This window comes from Pseudomonas sp. SWRI99 (assembly GCF_014270125.1).
Taxonomy (GTDB): domain Bacteria; phylum Pseudomonadota; class Gammaproteobacteria; order Pseudomonadales; family Pseudomonadaceae; genus Aquipseudomonas; species Aquipseudomonas hamedanensis.
Genome location: NZ_JABWQR010000010.1, coordinates 90,473 through 106,322 on the forward strand (window position 1 = coordinate 90,473; position 15,850 = coordinate 106,322).

A 15,850-nucleotide genomic window follows, 5' to 3' on the forward strand; every position below is an offset into this window, starting at 1 on the left:
ACTAGTTTTTTCGTTGCTGAGCGAGATCATCAGCCTTGATCGCCGATTTGCGATACGTCAGCAAAACAATCCCGGTAACCACAATCAGCCCGCCGAGAATCTGCACCGTGCCAAGCATTTGATCCAGCACGATCCAGCCCATCACCAACGTCGCCAGCGGCTCGATGTTCATGACCGGTGCGTTGCGGGGCATGTCCAGTCGCGGCACTGAAATGAACAGCACGATAAAACCGGTGCCGTACAGCACCACCAGCGTGGCGAGGGCCAGCCATCCGGTTGAGGTGGCAGGCAGGTTCAGTCCGCCGGGGAGGGCGCCGGTCAGTCCCGCCAGATTGACGCTGGTGAAGACTATAAAAATCGTCAGCAGACTGCGCGCCGAGCCGCGCACCTGAGACAACTTGTGATCGGTGATCCACAGCGCGCAAGCGAACACGCTGGCGGCGCAGAAGGCAAGTGCGACGCCCAGCCACCACTGCGGACCGACGTGGGTTGTGGTCGCAAGGCGCCCGGGGACATCGAGCACAAACACCAGCCCCACCAGAATCAGCCCCATCAACATGGCGGTGCGTGCGGTCGGCCGCGGTCCACCCAGTGCCCAGGTCAGCAGTGCCAGCAAGATAGGAAACACATTGGCAACCAGCAGCGCCAGCGCCACGGGGACCCGTGCGACGGCCGAGTACAGGCACAGGCTCTGCGCGGTAATCAACAGGCCCAGCAGTAGCTGCCAGCGCCAGGCTCCGGCAGGCAGACGCAGACTTTGTCTTTGCCACAGCACCAGGCCGGCGAGCACCAGCAACGTGCCGCCAGAGCGCATCAGAATCGCCAGCAACACGCCGGCACCATCATCAAAAGCGACCCGTGCCGCCACATGGTTGCCGGCGAACGCACAGCCCATGCACAACAGAATGATCACGGCGAGATGGCGGGGGAAGGGCGACGCTAGGGTGTGAGCAGGGGCAGGGCTGGACATGGCAGGTCTCGAACAGTGCTACGCCGTTCTGGCGGCGCAGGAATTTTTATTATGTCATCGTACAACTTGGTCGTTTTGTACCGTATACGGTTACATCGGGCAAGAGCGCTCGCAGAGGAACATGCGTAGCTTGGGATTCAAGGGCAGTTATTCATACTTGGGTTTAAAGACTAGAGATCGTATGACTGCCTCTGGGAAGCCAAGATTGACCGGATGGCGTATGCGCACGCAAACGTTGACTTTCTGGGACAACAAACCGAGTGCGCGATAGCGGAGCAGTCGGGCGTAGGCTGTCTTCTGCGGTATGACTCCTTTATGATTGCGGCCTGCCAACCTCTGGATGCTGTTTCATGAGTACACGTTCCGACCTTCTCTCCAGCGCGGAAATCCTGTTGCGTACCAAAGGTTATGCAGCGTTCAGCTATGCTGACCTCGCGACGGAAATCGGCATCAGGAAGGCGAGTATTCATCACCACTTTCCTACCAAGGAAGGCATGGCAATTGCCATCGTCGAGAGCTATTTGTTCCGTTTCAGGAATCAACTGGAGCAGATCAATACCGACAATGCCGGCGTGATTGAACGTCTGAAGGCGTTTGCGCACATGTTCGCCCAGAGCAGTACCAGCGGCATGCTGCCATTGTGCGGAGCCTTGGCCGCCGAGTTGCTGGCATTACCCGACAGTCTGCAGGCACTGACCCGAGACTTTTTCCAGATTCACCTCGAGTGGCTGCAGGCCAATATCGCCTTGGGTCAATCCCTCGGCGAACTCAAGGCCGAACACAGCGCGTTACTTATCGCCCGGCTGATTCTCAATTCGCTGGAAGGGAACAGCTTCGTTTCCTGGGCGCTGAGCGATGCTTATGCGCAGTCGTCCGGGTTCGATCTCCTTCTGGATGGACTGCGTGTGGCGCCCCAGCGTCACTAGGACTTGCCACGCTACAACGCACTCTACTTCATTGAATGCCTCGTATTGACGAGGCGTTTTTTTTTGCGTCAGAAATCTCTTGATTGAAAGGAGATTTTATCCGTTGAACGGCTACCTGCTACTTGGTAGAGTTGTTTCTCTTTCCGGAAGCGTCCGGTCCATCCCAAGAGGAACCCGCAAATGAACAACAACCTGAACGGTATTGACGTCGCCGCACTCCAGCAGTTCGCGCAAGGGATTGCCGAGGATTCGACCAAGCGCCACGCGAGTTTTAATGTCAGGACCGAGTGGCAAGGTCAGACTCGCACAGTGGCGAAAGTCAATCGGTACAGCCTAGCCGGTGAAACGTACTCGCGTGATTTTGAAATTGCCGCCGATGAGCCAAATGAATTGCTGGGCCAGAACTCCGCGCCAAACCCTCAAGAACTGCTGATGGCTGCGCTTAATGCGTGCATGTCCGTCGGTTACGCCGCCAATGCCGCGATGATGGGGATTACGATTCACAGCCTGGAAATCGAGACCAACGGCACTCTCGATCTGCGCGGCTTTCTGGGCCTCGACGAGAACGTCAACCCGGGTTACGACGAAGTGAGCGTGGCGATTCGCTTACACACTGACGCCCCGCGCGCGCGCGTTGAAGAACTGCACAGCGCCGTGCTCAAAACGTCGGTCAATTACGCCAACTTCTCCCGGGCAATCCGTATGGTGCCGACCCTGGAGGTGCGTGAAAGCTGATTTGCCTGTTTGCACGTTCCGCGTGCATCAGTCGCCATTGATTCGCTGGAAACGCGAAACGCCCTGTTCGATCGGTATTGAAATGCCTATCGAACAGGGCGTTTTTTTAGCTGAGCTACTGGGCCGTCAGGTGTTAGGCGGGAGGAATGTCGGGTAGTCGGTGTAGCCCTTGGCGATACGGTCACCCACGCCGTAATAGGTCGCGCGATCGCTTTCTGCCAACGGCCAGCCGTTCTGCATACGCTCGACCAGATCAGGGTTGGCGATATAGGCCGTGCCGAAGGCAATCAGGTCAAGTTCGCCCTTGGCCAGTTCCGCTTCAGCGAGCGCCTGGGTAAAGCCGCCGGCGGCCATCAGGGTGCCTTTGTAGGCTGCACGCAAAGCCGCGCCAAAACCCGGCGGGGTCTGAGCGGCGAGAAGGGTCGGTTGGTAGTTGAGGTGAACATAGGCCAGTTCACGCTCGTTGAGCGCCGCCGCCATGCTCATCCAGGTTTCTGCCTCGCCCTCATACACACCAAAGTCATAGAGGCGGCCAAATGGCGAGAACCGCACGCCAATGCGGGCGCCACCGATTTCATCGGCAATGGCGTCAATGGTTTCAAGCAGAAAACGCTGGCGATTGGCGATAGAGCCTCCGTACTGATCGGTGCGGGTGTTCAAAGCGCTGCTGAGGAACTGATCAAACAGAAAACCGTTGGCCGCCATGATCTCGATACCGTCAAATCCGGCATCCATCGCCATGCGTGCGGACTTCACGAAGTCAGCGATTACGCGGTTGATCTCTTCCGTGCGCAATGCTCGAGGGACGCGGGGTTGCACGGGGCCGGCCTCGTTCGGCGAAACCCACGCGTAAACGGTGGTGTCGACGGCCGGTTGCGTGCCGGAAGAAACCGGCACCAAACCATGCACCGACACATGTGACATACGGCCAACGTGCCACAACTGCGCAAAGATCTTTCCGCCTTTGGCATGCACCGCGTCGGTGACCTGACGCCAGCCATTGACGTGTTCATCAGCGTAAATGCCTGGGGTGTAAAGGTAGCCACGGGCCTCGTCGGAAATCGGCAAGCCTTCGGTGATCAGAAGGCCCGCGCTAGCCCGTTGTGCGTAGTACTCGGCGGTGAACTCGTTTGCGACGTTATTCAAAGTGCGGGTGCGTGTCATGGGCGCCATGACCACACGGTTTTTCAACCTGATGCCGGCCAGATCATAAGGGGTAAACAAATTGTTCATGGTTGATCTCGAACTGGAGGAGGGGGAGCAGATTTACGATCTATCGAACGCGTCCAGCACATGGGTGCTGTACACCAGTGCGGCTCCGGCATTCATGTTGATCGCCACGCCCAAGGCTTCAGCCACTTCCTCGCTGGTGACGCCGATCTTCTTGGCTTCGGCGGCATGAAAGGCGATGCAGCCATCGCAGCGGGTGGTGACTGCGACCGCCAGGGAAATCAGTTCGCGCGTCTTCGCATCCAGATGGTTGGTCTTGGCGCCGGCGGCACCCAGAGCGGCCATGCCTTTCAGGGTGTCAGGGGACAAGCCGTTAAGTTCCATGAGGCGAGCATTGATATCTTTGCGGGTTTGTTTCCAGTCTTGCATAAGGTTCTCACTGTAGCGGTTAGGGTCAAAACAGGAAACAACGCTACCATCCAGTTGGTAGGCGTTCAATGTTGTTTTGTCGATATTAACTATCAGTGAGATTTTTCAAAGCTGTCTGATGGCGATCCGGATTGTGCTGGGCAAGTTGTCTTGGAGCGTTAACGCCAAGCTAGAGGCGCATACTGGTGACCGTGGCTACCGAGAGAGGGGACCCGAAAAAAAGGCTTATCAGCCTCTACACATTCGCTTGACTTAGAGTGCACTCAAACATTTACGGTGATCCCAATGAATCCAAATCTGACCATTTCGCAATTGTCCAGGCGCCTTGATTTAAGCCCGCACACGATCAGGTACTACGAACGGATCGGGCTGTTCGACGCGGTTGTTCGCGCAGGGAATGGCCATAGGGTCTATGCCGAGAAGGACGTGCTTTGGGCCGAGTTTCTGCTGCGGCTGAAAGCCACGGGAATGCCGATCCAGCAAATGCTCTGTTACGCCGAGCTGCGCCGGTTGGGTGACGCGACCCTGGCACAACGACGAGCGCTGCTGGAACGGCATCGCCGCGACGTGGAAGCGCAGATCCGCGAGTTGAGCCAGTCCCTCGACGTTTTGGATAACAAGATTCAGATCTACCACCAACTCGAGCAAAAGGGGCACCACCATGATCCGTAAGCTTCCGCGTTTCCTCCAACTACTGTCCGCCACCCTGATTGGCGCAAGCGTTACCAGCGTCGCGGCGCCCATCGAGACAACTGATCGTCGAGCGCGCGGAGAGGCCGCGTTGATGCAGATTACCGGCGGACCCGGTCAGGCCGTGGTGGACTCGTTGAAGGACACCGCGCCAGAGCTGGCCGACTGGATACTGAGCTTTGCCTATGGCGATGTGTTCGCCCGTCCCGGACTCGACTACTGCACTCGCGAGCTGGCGACCGTCGCGGCATTGACCGCGCTGGGCAATGCGCAGCCACAACTCAAAGTGCATATTGGCGGCGCGCTGAATGTCGGGTGCAAACCCGAGGCGGTGATTGATGTGATCTTGCAAATGACGGTCTATGCGGGATTCCCCAGCGCCTTGAACGGCATCGCCGCTGCCCGTGAGGTCTTCGCGGCTCGAGGGATCAGCGTCAAGCCGTAAGCGTGCAGGTCATGGTGCAAAGCCAGATCTAAACCACCACCCACGCAGCGTATAACTGCGCAAATCGCACCTGCAGCCATTCGATAAACACTTGCACCTGCGCAGGCAAGTGAGCGCGGCTGGGGTACAGCAGCGATACCGGGCGCGGTGCCGGTCGCAAGGGCTGGAGAATTTCCACAAGGGCGCCGCTGGCCAGATGCTCGGCAACTGCGATACCCGGGGCCTGGATAATGCCAAAGCCCGACACGCCGCACTGAACGTAGGCGTTCGACTCGGTGACAGTGATTGCAGTGTGACTGACGAACGTTCGCTGCTGACCCTCAACCGAGAACTGCCAGGGCAATGTGCGGTTGCTTTGGCCAGACAGAAAATTAACACCGCGATGGCTGGCGAGATCTTCGAGGGTCTCTGGCGTGCCGTGTTCGCGCAGATAGTCGGGCGCTGCGCAGGTCACCATGGTGGCCATGGCGATCGGGCGGGCGATCAGGGTCGAGTCCGGCAGCTCACCGATGCGCAGCGCACAGTCGACGCCTTCGCCGACCAGATCAACCGTCCGGTCTGTCACGCCTAACACCAGGCTGACGCCCGGGTAGCTGTCGGTAAATGTTCGCAGGCTGCTGATGAAATCCATCTGGGCGAACGCCGTGGGGATATCGATGCGAAGACGCCCCGTCAGCGTTGCCCCGGTGCGATCGAACATGGACGTCGCCGCCGTGATGTCCGCGAGAATCTCTTGTACCCGTTGGTAGAACTGTTCGCCTTCAGCGGTGAGGGCGACTTTTCTCGTGGTGCGCTGAAACAGCCGCACGCCCAGGGACGTTTCCAGCTCCTTGATGTAGCGGGTGACTTGCGGGCGGCCGATGTCAAGCGACTCGGCGGCTTTGGTAAAGCTGCCCAGCTCAGCCAGCCTGGCGAACAGGCGCATTGACTGGAGTAATTCCATGAGGTGATCCGGTGTGCAGGTTTGTTGCCTCAGGATAGAACAATCCTGTCTTTTTCTCGGCATTTATTGCCCGTCTGCAAAAGCGAACCATGTGCCTCAAGGCAAACCCCCTGTGGTTTGCGGCCATTGACGTGCATTTGGAGATTCGCCATGAAAGCGTGGTTACTGAAAGATTTCGGACTCGACAATCTGCAACTGGGAGAAGCAGCGACCCCGCAGCCCAAGGCTGGCGAGTTGCTGGTGAAGGTGGGCGCTGTCTCGCTGAATTTTCGCGACAAGGCGATCGTCGACGGCATTTATGAACCGCACATGGTTCCCAAACCGCTGATTCCGGTGAGTGATGCTGCCGGCACGGTGGTTGCGATCGGCGAGGGCGTCAGCCGTTTAAAGATCGGCGATCGCGTCAATTCGCATCTGTACTCGCGCTGGCTGGATGGCGAGCCGGGGCCGGACGAGCCGGATTACTGCTTCGGCTCGCCACTGCCCGGCGGCCTGGCCGAGTACATGATCATTCATGAGGACAGCGCCGTCGGCGCGCCTGCCAACATGAGCGATGAAGAGGCGGCCACGCTGCCGATCGCCGCGCTCACCGCGTGGTACTCGCTGGTCGATTTCGGCGCGGTGCAACCGGGCCAGACCGTGCTTGTTCAGGGCACCGGCGGCGTATCGATTTTTGCCGTGCAGATCGCTACGGCGCTGGGTGCAAAAGTCATCGCAACGTCGAGCAGCGATGACAATCTGCGTGCCGTAAAACAGCTGGGGGCGGTCGCCGGGATTAACTACAGGACCACGCCAAACTGGGCGGACGAGGTGCTGAAACTCACTGAGGGCAAGGGTGTGGATCTGCTGCTCGATGTGGCCGGGGGCAACGGCATCAATCAGTCGGTGGCGGCGACCAAAGCGTCCGGACGCATCGCGCAGATCGGTTTTCTGACCGGGCAGACGGTTGAGCTCAATCTGATGCCGCTGATCTTCCGCCAGACCACGATACGCGGCATCGCCGTCGCGCCGCGCTCCTCGTTCGACCGGATGAACCGCTTCCTTGCCGAACACAACATCAGTCCCGTTATTGATCGGGTCTATCCGTTCGAGCAGGCTCGGGAAGCTTATGAGCATCTGGCGAAGGGAGCGTTTGGCAAGATTGTGATCAAGGTGGGCTAACCATGAAAAAGGCGCCGATGAAGGCGCCTTTCTTGTTTGTCAGTTTTGCGGCTCGCCGCGCTCTACCATCGCCCGCCATTGCTGCACACTCGGCCGCTCTTGCATGCGCGCATGCCACTCGCGCAGGGCCGAGCATTCTTCAGGCACGGGTAATTCCACCAACGCCGAAAAAATCATCCCGCCCAACACGGCAATGTCCGCCATCGAGAAGCTGTCGCCGGCCACGAAGGGCTGGCGTCGCAACACCTCGTCGAAATAGCGCATGCCCCGCACAGCCTTGTCGCGCATGCGATTGCCCCATTCGGCGTTCTGGTACAGCTCGACCTCTGGGCCGAGCCCTGGCGTTGCGTGATGGAAGTACACACTCACTGCATCAAGAAACTCGATTTCCGCACGCTTGGTCATCATCTGGATCAGACCCTTCTCCACGGGCGTGCGGCCAGTGAGGGTCGGGCTGCCATCGAGTGCGTCCAGGTATTGGGTGATGGCGGTGCATTCGGCGATCAGCGTGCCGTCCTGCAGCTCCAGCACTGGCAGCGTACCGGAGTAATTCAAGCGCAAGAATTCCGGCTTTTTGTGCTCACCCCTCCACAGATTCACCGAAACGAATTCGGTGCGCGACAACAGCGATTTTTCTGCCAGAGCGATCCGCACGCGGGCCGGGTAGGGGCCGTTGTACCAATCATAAATTTTCAACATTGAAGGGGATTGAACACTGTTTTGCGAAGCAGTAGCGGTCATTTCGGTTCACCTGCCTGTCATTTGGTAGGCGAAGATTGCGACCGGATTCGCATCGTGTCAAGCCCCTGCCTGTCAATTGGCAGGTTTGCGTTTGCAAGGTACACTTCGCCCATTGATTGAGGATCACCAAGGACATAGACATGAGCCAGAACGCTCGGGAAGCGATTCTCGATGCCGCGAAAACAGCGGCGCAGACTCACGGTTACAACGGCATCAACTTTCGCAGTATCGGCGCAGTGGTCGGTATCAAGAACGCCAGCATCTACTACCATTTTCGCAGCAAAGCCGACCTCGGCGCGGCGGTTGCCGAACGTTACTGGCAGGACGCGGCCAAGGTTTTGCACGACATTCGAGAGGCCAATCCCGAGCCGCAACGCTGCCTGGCGATGTACCCGTCAATCTTTCGCACCTCGCTGGAGAACGGTAATCGGCTGTGCCTCGTCAGCTTCATGGCCGCCGAGTACGAAGATCTGCCGGAGCCTGTCAAAGACCAGGTGAAAAAGTTCGCAGAAATCAACATCGAATGGCTGACGCAGGTGCTGGCCGCGGCCGGGTCGGCCAGTGAAGAACGCTGCAAGGCGCGCGCCCGGGCGATTTACGCCGCGGTGGCCGGCGCGCAGTTGGTCGCCCGGAGCCGAGGCGATATTGCGCTGTTCGATGAATTGATCGGCAGCTATGCGGCGGCGGGGCTGATTTCAATGGACCTGTCTGCATGACAGACCCGCAAGCCTGATCAGCGCTGTCAGCCATCAAAGCCGCGGCCTCGGAATCTGGCCCCGCGCCGCGCCTCTCGCTTTGCTTGCGCTTAACGCGGGGGCTCAACTCAAGCGTTCAATTGCCAGGGCAACACCGGCGCCATAGGCCGGATCGGCCTGCGTACAGTGTTCGATATGGCGCTGTATCGACTGCGCCGAGGCGCCCTTGATCGCACGTGCGGTGTTGTCGAATAGCGCGTTTTGCTGCTCGGAACTCATCAGGCGGAACAGTGCCCCCGGTTGCGAAAAGTAGTCGGTGTCTTCGCGATGGTCCCAATGCCCGGCGCTGCCGTGCAGGGCCAGCGGTGGCTCGCGAAAGTCAGGTTGCTCGACCCATTCGCCATAGCTGTTGGGCTCATAGCCGAGGGTACTGGCAGCGTTGGCGTCGGTGCGCATCTGGCCGTCGCGGTGAAAACTGTTGACCGGGCAGCGGGGCGCATTCACCGCAATCTGGTGGTGATTGACGCCGACGCGATAGCGCTGTGCATCACCGTAGGAAAACAAACGCGCCTGGAGCATTTTATCCGGCGAAAAACTGATGCCGGGCACGACGTTGGCCGGGTTGAACGCCGCCTGTTCAACATCGGCAAAGTAATTGTCCGGGTTGCGGTTGAGTTCAAGCAGGCCGACTTCGAGCAACGGGTAATCCTGGTGCGGCCAGACTTTGGTCAAATCGAATGGATTGATTGGATAGGTGGCAGCATCGGCCTCCGGCATGACCTGTATAAATAGCTTCCATTGTGGAAACTGGCCTTGCTCGATGCTGGTGTACAAGTCCCGCTGGGCGCTTTCGCGATCAGTGCCCACGAGGGTCGCGGCTTGTTGATCGGTCAGGTTCGCGATTCCCTGCTGAGTCTTCCAGGTGAACTTGACCCAGAAGCGTTCGTTGACCGGGGAAATGAAGCTGTAGGTGTGGCTGCCGAACCCGTGCATGTGGCGGTAGGACTGCGGCAGGCCACGATCACTCATGACGATCGTGACTTGATGCAGCGCCTCGGGCAGTAGCGTCCAGAAATCCCAGTTGTTCCTGGCGCTGCGCAGGTTGGTGCGAGGGTCGCGTTTGACCGCGTGATTGAGGTCAGGAAACTTCAACGGGTCGCGCAAGAAGAATACCGGAGTGTTGTTGCCCACCAGATCCCAATTGCCTTGCTCGGTATAGAACTTGATGGCAAAGCCGCGAATGTCGCGCTCGGCATCAGCGGCGCCACGCTCGCCGGCGACGGTCGAGAAGCGTACAAAAATGTCGGTGCGTTTACCCACGCCGGAAAACACCTTGGCCTTGGTGTAACGGCTGATATCGTGGGTGACGGTAAACGTGCCAAAAGCGCCTGAGCCCTTGGCATGCATGCGCCGCTCTGGAATAACCTCCCGATCGAAATGCGCAAGCTTTTCCAGCAGCCAGACATCTTGCAGCAGTGCCGGGCCGCCTGGGCCGGCGGTTTGCGTATTGTTGTTGTCGACCACTGGCGCGCCAGCGGCGGTCGTTAACTTGTTCATGGGCGACTCCCGGCATTTTTCGGTGTTATGACTGATGCGTCTGTGTCTGAGAAGGACGCGCAATCAGAGCAAATGCCACGCCGGCGAGCTATTACACGATGGTGTCACTGGGCAATGCGAAGGTATAGGCAGGCTGTGAGGCAGTCGTGAGGCGAGCCGAAATCCACTCCCGGCTATAAGCCAGCACGTGCTGTGCAGTGGCGGTCGGGAAATGGATAAACCCGTGCGGACACTCCGGCAGCATCTGCAATGCGACCGGCGCCGACTGACGCCAGCGCTCGGCAATCAGCACGGTGTCATCGCGCAGCGGATCGAGTTCGCCGGCAAACAGCAGCGCTGGCGGCAAACCGCTGAAGTCGCCATACAGCGGCGATAATGGTGGCTGGCGTCGCTGCTCGTCCGTCATGTCCGGGGTGAGCAGGCGCAACGCCGCGACCATCCCGGGGCCGTCGAGCACCAGCGTGTCCGCTGGCGCCGTGCGCACGCTGGGCGTTCCGGTCAGGTCGTAGACGCCGTAATACAACAGCGCGCCGCTGATTCGTCGCAGCAGCGGTGGCGAAGCTTTCAGGGCGAGCAGGGTGGCTGCGGCCAGGTGTGCGCCCGCCGATTCGCCGACGACAACGACGGGCAATCCGCTCAATTCGTCGTCGCTCAAAATCCCGCGTGTGGCGCGCAGACAGTCTTCCAACAATCCTTCGATCGGCGTCGACACGGCCAGCCGATAGTCCACTGATACCACCACGACGTTGCAGGCATTGACGATGGCGATGTTGAAATTGTCATTCATCTGCGCATTGCCGACCACCCAGCCGCCGCCATGGAAATCCACGACCACGCCTTTGGCCTGGCCCCTGGGGCGAATAATCCGCACGGGCACTGAATCAAACGTCCTGCGTTCAGCCGTCAGTCCATGCTGACGCAACTGGCCTGCGCGGCCGACCTGACTCACCCGCAGCAACGCCTGAATCAACCGTGGCGTGAGGCGATTGCGGATCTTGAAGCGCGGCAGCCAGGCGAGTTTTTTATTGAAGGCGCGCACCTGCGCCAATTCGCGCGCGCCGTGTGGCCAGGGGAAATCGCTCATGTGCGATTCTTCATCAGGATCGAGAAGTTCAACGCCGCAGCGACGCACAGCCACGCCAGGTACGGGAACAAAATCAGCCCGGTGACCACGTCCAGTTGCAGCGCCAACACCACCAGCGCCGCGACCACCAGCCACAGCACCAGCAGAATCACCATCGCCGCCAGCACTTGATGCGCGCCGAAAAATACCGGCGTCCACAACGTGTTCAGCGCAATCTGCGCTGCCCACAAGGCCAGCACGGTTTGACTGCCGGGGATCAAGCTCAAGCGATAACCAGCCCAGGCCAGCAACAGGTAGATGATTGTCCAGGCCACGGGAAATGCCCAGTTGGGTGGGGTGAAGGAGGGTTTGTTCAGCGATTCGTACCACGCGCCGGGTTTGAACATCACACCGGTGGCCGCTGCTGCTGCGCAGGCCAGAAGAAATATGAAAAACGTCATTGCCAGTCCTTAGCTGTGATCAGCTGTTATGGAGAGTTAAGAAGAGGACGCCCCGCTGTGCAAAAAGTTTGCCTGGAAAAGCAAAATCGCCGTTTGTTTGAACTAAAACCTAACCGGCTCATCAGGATAATCAGCTGCCCACTTTCACTGACGCGGATACCAGCATGCACACCTACCACATCGACTACCGATTCAACGGCGAACCCCGTACTTATCTGCTCGAACTCAACGATGCGCAACTGCCCGCGCACGCTGCAGCGATGCATCTGCTGGAACTGCATTTGGGCGATGCGGAAAACAGCCTGGTCATGCCCACGGCGGATTCGACGCCGGAGCAGGTTCTTGAGCAGGCTCAGCGGGTCGGTTTGACGGATATTGAGGTGGCTGTTCGGACGGACTGACTCGCACTGTCAATCGCATTGCTGGCCAGTCACGGATTGGCCGCTGCGCTCCCCGCCACTGCAATAGCGATCCCTGCCTTTCTGCTTCGCGGCATAGAGCATCTTGTCAGCGGAATCGATCAGGCTGGCGGGGGTGACGTCATGTTCGGCAGGCCTGTCAACAGCGATACCTGCGCTGGCCGTGACGTGACCTTGCGGATGGGCACTGTGTTCGATTCGCAATGAGCGAATAGCCTCCAGTATTTCCTGAGCAACGAGCGCCGCGCCTCGGATATCGGTATTGGGCAGCAACACGGAAAACTCCTCCCCGCCATACCTGACCGCCAGATCACCCGGTCGCTTTACTGCTTGTGAAATCGCCATCCCCACAGCGCTCAGACAGTCGTCACCCGCCGCATGCCCATAGGTATCGTTGTAAAGCTTGAAGTGATCAACGTCGATCATGATCAGCGAAATGGACGAACCTTGCCGTCTGGCTAAACGAATCTCGTCAACCAGAGCAGTGTCCAGGCGCCGCCGGTTGGCCAGCCCAGTGAGGCTGTCGGTCAACGCCATGTCTTTCATGGCCTGGTGTGCACGACGCAAATCCTTTTCCATCACCATTCTTTGGCGCAACTGCCGCAGGACGATCAGTCCGAATACGCTGAACGCAGCAATCACCGACAACAACACAAATCCGGTTTTGATCAGATCCCAGCGCCAGGGCGCGATGATGGATTCGCGCGACAGCCCTGTTTCAACCACCAACGGGTACGTGGTCAATGCTCTGTAACCATACAAACGCTCCGTGCCGTCGACGATGGCTCTGACCTCGGCGATGCCTTCATTGGCAACGGGCAGGTAATTCTTGAAAACTTCACTGTCGGCGAGGCTCTGGCCGATGACCGAGGCGATAAAGGGACGGCGTACCAGGATTGTTCCACTGCGCAGCGCCAGGACCAGTGCGCCCTTGTCGTCGATCTTGAAATCACCGTAGTAGTCGACGAAATAACTGACTTTGATGGTCCCCAGCAACACGCCAGCGAAGGAGCCATCCGGGTTATTCAAGCGGCGCGAGATCGGGATGATCAGGTCGTCGGTGGACTTGCTTTTGACAACCTCGCCAATACGCACATTTCGGTCGGTGTGGGTGCGGTGATACTGGAAGTAATCGCGGTCGGCGTTGTTTGCCGGATCCGGGATGATTTCCTTGTCGGTGACAATCCATTGCCCGTCCGGGCCGTAAATAAACAGTCCATGCAACTGCGGCATCAATTTGGCCTGCTGGACCAGCAGCTTGTGGATGCGGGGCGCATTGATGTTTTGCAATCCATCGCCTTCTACGCGCTCGCCTAAAGCGGCGGTCAATACGTCCACCTGGCGAATGGCATCCTCGGCATGCTGCGCTGTGGCCCGCGCGAGGTTCGTGACCGAATCGCGCGCCGACGAGAAGGCCGCATGATAGTCACGCCACGTCCGCCATCCCTCCACACCCAGAAAGGCCAAAATGACCGTCAGCATGAAGATGACCGTGAGGCGAAAGGCGGCTATATCGCTTGCCGCTTTGATCGGGGCCGTTTCTGCGGCGTCATGCCCCTTCTTTTCGGGCGATGTGCGACCGAGCATATGAGGGTCCTTATGCGTGTCCGCTTTCATCCTGAGATGATGACCGCGGTTTTCCACTGGGGATTCAATTTATCGCTCGAGGCATGCGGGGATCCGCCGGCGGATCGTTCGTAGCCTTGCCGTGTCAACATGGGTAATCGGGTCTGCTTGAAGGAAACCTTGTGAGCGAAATCATCACTGCACGTGACTTGAACATTGACCTTCTGGAGGCCAGCGAAACCGGCCTCTTCAAATGGCTGCTCGCCAGTTTTCTGATGGGTAAAAGAATTCAGGGCGCGATTGCTGCCAGGGCGTATCAGGTCATAGTAGAGCAGCATCAGAAAGATACGCCGCAAAAGCTTGCGCACTGTACGCACCGTCATTTGGTGTCGATGCTGGGTCAGGCGCATTACGTGCGTTACGACGAGAGCACGGCGTCGCGATTGCGCGCGTTGGCAAACAAGCTCAACACCGAGTATGCCGGCAAAGTGAGCAACATCGTGGCAGCGAGCGCTGACCGTCGGGCGCTGGAAAAACGTCTGGCCGAGTTTGAGGGGGTAGGGCCAAAGACCATTGAAATATTCATGAGAGAAGCAGCCTCCGTGCTGTTCTGAATGTCCGGTGAGGGTTCATCTCTATTAGGCGCAGACGCAAGCCTCACATCGAAGCAAATCTTTCCGTTGGTTCGCTGGCGGTGTCCTCATCGGCAAAATTATTCGGCAGCAGGGTGCCCATTCCGAACACGTTTACCGCCATGCTGACCCGTAGTCCGCGACAGGCCTGTTTGCAGTCAAGCTCAAAACCGGCAGACGCTTGCTCCAACAGTTGTTCAAAATGGTCTGAGGTCAGTGTCGAGACTTTGCTGTTTTTCATATTGATCACCTCAAGCAGGTCGCGACCCCGAAAGCGGGGCCGCCTGACAGGATTCAAATATCTTTGCCTTGCACATAACCTGACCCAAGGTCAGCACCGGTAACGGGCTCGCTAAGCGGATCAGAGGCCGTGCGAAGCTTCATGGCTTCCAGGACGTCTGCATCCTGTGCAGGGAGACTGACAGTCGCCAGCCCATCGCCGCCATCGACCGCTGGCTCCGGTTTTTCCACATACTCCCAAGCGCCACCCTTGTTCCATGGCCCGCGTACGTTTGGCTCGCCCGACATGTTGAAATACTTGTGAGTGAACTCAGGCATCCCGGCAAGTTTGCCCTGCGGGAAGTTGGGCTGGATCGCATGCAGCGCTTTCTCGAACGACTGCTGATGCGCAATCTCGCGTGTCATCAAAAAGCCCAGCGCCTCTTTCACGCCCGGGTCATCGGTGATGTTGATCAAACGCTCGTAGAGAATTTTTGCCCGTGCTTCCGCTGCGATGTTCGAGCGAAAGTCGGCGGTAGGTTCAGTGATTGAATCAACGTACGCCGCTGTCCACGGCACGCCTGCAGAATTGATTAGCGGTGCGCCGGCACCGTAAAGCAGGCTGGTGATGTGCGAGTCGTTACCGGCTCCGTTGAGTGCACGATAGAGCTCGCCTTCTTCCTGAACGCCCTCGGCGATCTGACCTTTGGCACCCTTGTTGAGCATCACGATGATCGAGCCGACCACTTCCAGGTGACTCAACTCCTCGGTGGCTATGTCCAGCAGAAGATCTTTTCGTCCCGGGTCTTCCTCGGCCAGGGCTTGTGTGAAGTAACGGGCCGCTGCCGCCAATTCGCCATTGGCACCGCCGAATTGTTCAAGCAGTAAATTCGCCAGGCCCGGGTTGGGCTCGGCCACGCGTACGGTGTACTGAAGTCGCTTGTTATGTACGAACATGCAGATTTTCCTCAGACCAGGCTATCGCGCATTAACCCTTGCTGGCGTCAGCGCATGCATAGTTTGGGAGG

At 58.6% G+C, this 15,850-nt stretch carries 19 protein-coding genes; 8 read left to right on the forward strand and 11 right to left on the reverse strand.

What is annotated here, in order from left to right; all coding sequences use genetic code 11:
• Position 1: 1 nt before the first annotated feature.
• Positions 2 to 970 (reverse strand): DMT family transporter, encoded by a 969-nt coding sequence (locus HU743_RS10455; protein ID WP_186648504.1) that lies wholly within the window; start codon positions 968 to 970, stop codon positions 2 to 4.
• Positions 971 to 1,320: 350 nt separating this feature from the next.
• Here HU743_RS10455 and HU743_RS10460 point away from each other — a divergent pair, with 350 nt between their 5' ends.
• Together HU743_RS10460 and HU743_RS10465 are read left to right on the forward strand one after the other, a co-directional pair.
• Positions 1,321 to 1,896 (forward strand): TetR/AcrR family transcriptional regulator, encoded by a 576-nt coding sequence (locus HU743_RS10460; RefSeq protein ID WP_186648505.1) that lies wholly within the window; start codon positions 1,321 to 1,323, stop codon positions 1,894 to 1,896.
• A gap of 180 nt (positions 1,897 to 2,076) precedes the next feature.
• On the forward strand, positions 2,077 to 2,631 hold the full coding sequence (locus HU743_RS10465; protein WP_186648506.1) for an OsmC family protein: 555 nt from the start codon (positions 2,077 to 2,079) through the stop codon (positions 2,629 to 2,631).
• A 126-nt stretch (positions 2,632 to 2,757) separates the two neighbouring features.
• Here the strand turns inward: HU743_RS10465 and HU743_RS10470 are convergent, their stop codons facing one another.
• Entirely contained in the window at positions 2,758 to 3,864 is a 1,107-nt protein-coding gene (locus HU743_RS10470) for an alkene reductase (protein ID WP_186648507.1), read from the reverse strand.
• 33 nt (positions 3,865 to 3,897) lie between these two features.
• On the reverse strand, positions 3,898 to 4,230 hold the full coding sequence (locus HU743_RS10475; protein WP_186648508.1) for a carboxymuconolactone decarboxylase family protein: 333 nt from the start codon (positions 4,228 to 4,230) through the stop codon (positions 3,898 to 3,900).
• A gap of 285 nt (positions 4,231 to 4,515) precedes the next feature.
• Here HU743_RS10475 and HU743_RS10480 point away from each other — a divergent pair, with 285 nt between their 5' ends.
• Positions 4,516 to 4,902: a MerR family transcriptional regulator gene (locus tag HU743_RS10480; protein WP_186636408.1), complete on the forward strand. Its 387-nt coding sequence runs from the start codon at positions 4,516 to 4,518 to the stop codon at positions 4,900 to 4,902.
• A 112-nt stretch (positions 4,903 to 5,014) separates the two neighbouring features.
• Positions 5,015 to 5,365 (forward strand): carboxymuconolactone decarboxylase family protein, encoded by a 351-nt coding sequence (locus tag HU743_RS10485; RefSeq protein ID WP_225922835.1) that lies wholly within the window; start codon positions 5,015 to 5,017, stop codon positions 5,363 to 5,365.
• Between the two features lie 28 nt (positions 5,366 to 5,393).
• Here HU743_RS10485 and HU743_RS10490 read toward each other — a convergent pair whose 3' ends face one another.
• Positions 5,394 to 6,308, reverse strand: coding sequence for a LysR family transcriptional regulator (locus HU743_RS10490; protein WP_186648510.1), 915 nt, complete (start codon positions 6,306 to 6,308; stop codon positions 5,394 to 5,396).
• Positions 6,309 to 6,458: 150 nt separating this feature from the next.
• Between HU743_RS10490 and HU743_RS10495 the strand changes: the two genes are divergently transcribed.
• Entirely contained in the window at positions 6,459 to 7,469 is a 1,011-nt protein-coding gene (locus HU743_RS10495; protein ID WP_186648512.1) for an NAD(P)-dependent alcohol dehydrogenase, read from the forward strand.
• Between the two features lie 39 nt (positions 7,470 to 7,508).
• Here HU743_RS10495 and HU743_RS10500 read toward each other — a convergent pair whose 3' ends face one another.
• Entirely contained in the window at positions 7,509 to 8,168 is a 660-nt protein-coding gene (locus HU743_RS10500) for a glutathione S-transferase (protein WP_186648514.1), read from the reverse strand.
• A gap of 182 nt (positions 8,169 to 8,350) precedes the next feature.
• Between HU743_RS10500 and HU743_RS10505 the strand changes: the two genes are divergently transcribed.
• Entirely contained in the window at positions 8,351 to 8,926 is a 576-nt protein-coding gene (locus HU743_RS10505) for a TetR/AcrR family transcriptional regulator (RefSeq protein WP_186619113.1), read from the forward strand.
• A gap of 102 nt (positions 8,927 to 9,028) precedes the next feature.
• Here the strand turns inward: HU743_RS10505 and HU743_RS10510 are convergent, their stop codons facing one another.
• From HU743_RS10510 to HU743_RS10520, 3 genes are all read right to left on the reverse strand, one after another.
• Positions 9,029 to 10,462 carry a catalase gene (locus tag HU743_RS10510; protein WP_186648516.1) on the reverse strand — a complete coding sequence of 478 codons (1,434 nt, stop codon included), beginning with the start codon at positions 10,460 to 10,462 and terminating at the stop codon, positions 9,029 to 9,031.
• 91 nt (positions 10,463 to 10,553) lie between these two features.
• Positions 10,554 to 11,546 carry an alpha/beta hydrolase fold domain-containing protein gene (locus HU743_RS10515; protein WP_186648518.1) on the reverse strand — a complete coding sequence of 331 codons (993 nt, stop codon included), beginning with the start codon at positions 11,544 to 11,546 and terminating at the stop codon, positions 10,554 to 10,556.
• Positions 11,543 to 11,986, reverse strand: coding sequence for a TspO/MBR family protein (locus HU743_RS10520; RefSeq protein ID WP_186648520.1), 444 nt, complete (start codon positions 11,984 to 11,986; stop codon positions 11,543 to 11,545). Before HU743_RS10520 ends, HU743_RS10515 begins: the two co-directional genes overlap by 4 nt.
• Positions 11,987 to 12,150: 164 nt before the next feature.
• Between HU743_RS10520 and HU743_RS10525 the strand changes: the two genes are divergently transcribed.
• Positions 12,151 to 12,387 (forward strand): hypothetical protein, encoded by a 237-nt coding sequence (locus HU743_RS10525; RefSeq protein ID WP_186648522.1) that lies wholly within the window; start codon positions 12,151 to 12,153, stop codon positions 12,385 to 12,387.
• A 9-nt stretch (positions 12,388 to 12,396) separates the two neighbouring features.
• Here the strand turns inward: HU743_RS10525 and HU743_RS10530 are convergent, their stop codons facing one another.
• Positions 12,397 to 13,992 (reverse strand): sensor domain-containing diguanylate cyclase, encoded by a 1,596-nt coding sequence (locus tag HU743_RS10530; RefSeq protein WP_186648524.1) that lies wholly within the window; start codon positions 13,990 to 13,992, stop codon positions 12,397 to 12,399.
• Positions 13,993 to 14,153: 161 nt separating this feature from the next.
• On the opposite strand from HU743_RS10530, the gene HU743_RS10535 reads away from it, so the two are divergent.
• A complete protein-coding gene (locus HU743_RS10535) occupies positions 14,154 to 14,585 on the forward strand; it encodes a DNA methylase (protein ID WP_186648526.1) in 432 nt (143 codons plus the stop codon).
• Between the two features lie 43 nt (positions 14,586 to 14,628).
• On the opposite strand, the gene HU743_RS10540 is transcribed toward HU743_RS10535, so the two are convergent.
• Positions 14,629 to 14,844: a hypothetical protein gene (locus tag HU743_RS10540; RefSeq protein WP_186648528.1), complete on the reverse strand. Its 216-nt coding sequence runs from the start codon at positions 14,842 to 14,844 to the stop codon at positions 14,629 to 14,631.
• A 53-nt stretch (positions 14,845 to 14,897) separates the two neighbouring features.
• Entirely contained in the window at positions 14,898 to 15,779 is an 882-nt protein-coding gene (locus HU743_RS10545; RefSeq protein WP_186648530.1) for a manganese catalase family protein, read from the reverse strand.
• Positions 15,780 to 15,850: the final 71 nt, after the last annotated feature.

Bases quoted from the DNA above. Each gene is read 5' to 3' on its own strand.
- HU743_RS10465 (WP_186648506.1), top strand. From the start codon at position 2,077: ATGAACAACAACCTGAACGGTATTGACGTCGCCGCACTCCAGCAGTTC.
- HU743_RS10525 (WP_186648522.1), top strand. From the start codon at position 12,151: ATGCACACCTACCACATCGACTACCGATTCAACGGCGAACCCCGTACT.
- HU743_RS10515 (WP_186648518.1), bottom strand. From the start codon at position 11,546: ATGAGCGATTTCCCCTGGCCACACGGCGCGCGCGAATTGGCGCAGGTG.
- HU743_RS10475 (WP_186648508.1), bottom strand. From the start codon at position 4,230: ATGCAAGACTGGAAACAAACCCGCAAAGATATCAATGCTCGCCTCATG.
- HU743_RS10490 (WP_186648510.1), bottom strand. From the start codon at position 6,308: ATGGAATTACTCCAGTCAATGCGCCTGTTCGCCAGGCTGGCTGAGCTG.
- HU743_RS10510 (WP_186648516.1), bottom strand. From the start codon at position 10,462: ATGAACAAGTTAACGACCGCCGCTGGCGCGCCAGTGGTCGACAACAAC.
- HU743_RS10545 (WP_186648530.1), bottom strand. From the start codon at position 15,779: ATGTTCGTACATAACAAGCGACTTCAGTACACCGTACGCGTGGCCGAG.
- HU743_RS10455 (WP_186648504.1), bottom strand. From the start codon at position 970: ATGTCCAGCCCTGCCCCTGCTCACACCCTAGCGTCGCCCTTCCCCCGC.
- HU743_RS10470 (WP_186648507.1), bottom strand. From the start codon at position 3,864: ATGAACAATTTGTTTACCCCTTATGATCTGGCCGGCATCAGGTTGAAA.
- HU743_RS10460 (WP_186648505.1), top strand. From the start codon at position 1,321: ATGAGTACACGTTCCGACCTTCTCTCCAGCGCGGAAATCCTGTTGCGT.
- HU743_RS10500 (WP_186648514.1), bottom strand. From the start codon at position 8,168: ATGTTGAAAATTTATGATTGGTACAACGGCCCCTACCCGGCCCGCGTG.
- HU743_RS10540 (WP_186648528.1), bottom strand. From the start codon at position 14,844: ATGAAAAACAGCAAAGTCTCGACACTGACCTCAGACCATTTTGAACAA.
- HU743_RS10520 (WP_186648520.1), bottom strand. From the start codon at position 11,986: ATGACGTTTTTCATATTTCTTCTGGCCTGCGCAGCAGCAGCGGCCACC.
- HU743_RS10480 (WP_186636408.1), top strand. From the start codon at position 4,516: ATGAATCCAAATCTGACCATTTCGCAATTGTCCAGGCGCCTTGATTTA.
- HU743_RS10530 (WP_186648524.1), bottom strand. From the start codon at position 13,992: ATGCTCGGTCGCACATCGCCCGAAAAGAAGGGGCATGACGCCGCAGAA.
- HU743_RS10485 (WP_225922835.1), top strand. From the start codon at position 5,015: ATGCAGATTACCGGCGGACCCGGTCAGGCCGTGGTGGACTCGTTGAAG.
- HU743_RS10495 (WP_186648512.1), top strand. From the start codon at position 6,459: ATGAAAGCGTGGTTACTGAAAGATTTCGGACTCGACAATCTGCAACTG.
- HU743_RS10505 (WP_186619113.1), top strand. From the start codon at position 8,351: ATGAGCCAGAACGCTCGGGAAGCGATTCTCGATGCCGCGAAAACAGCG.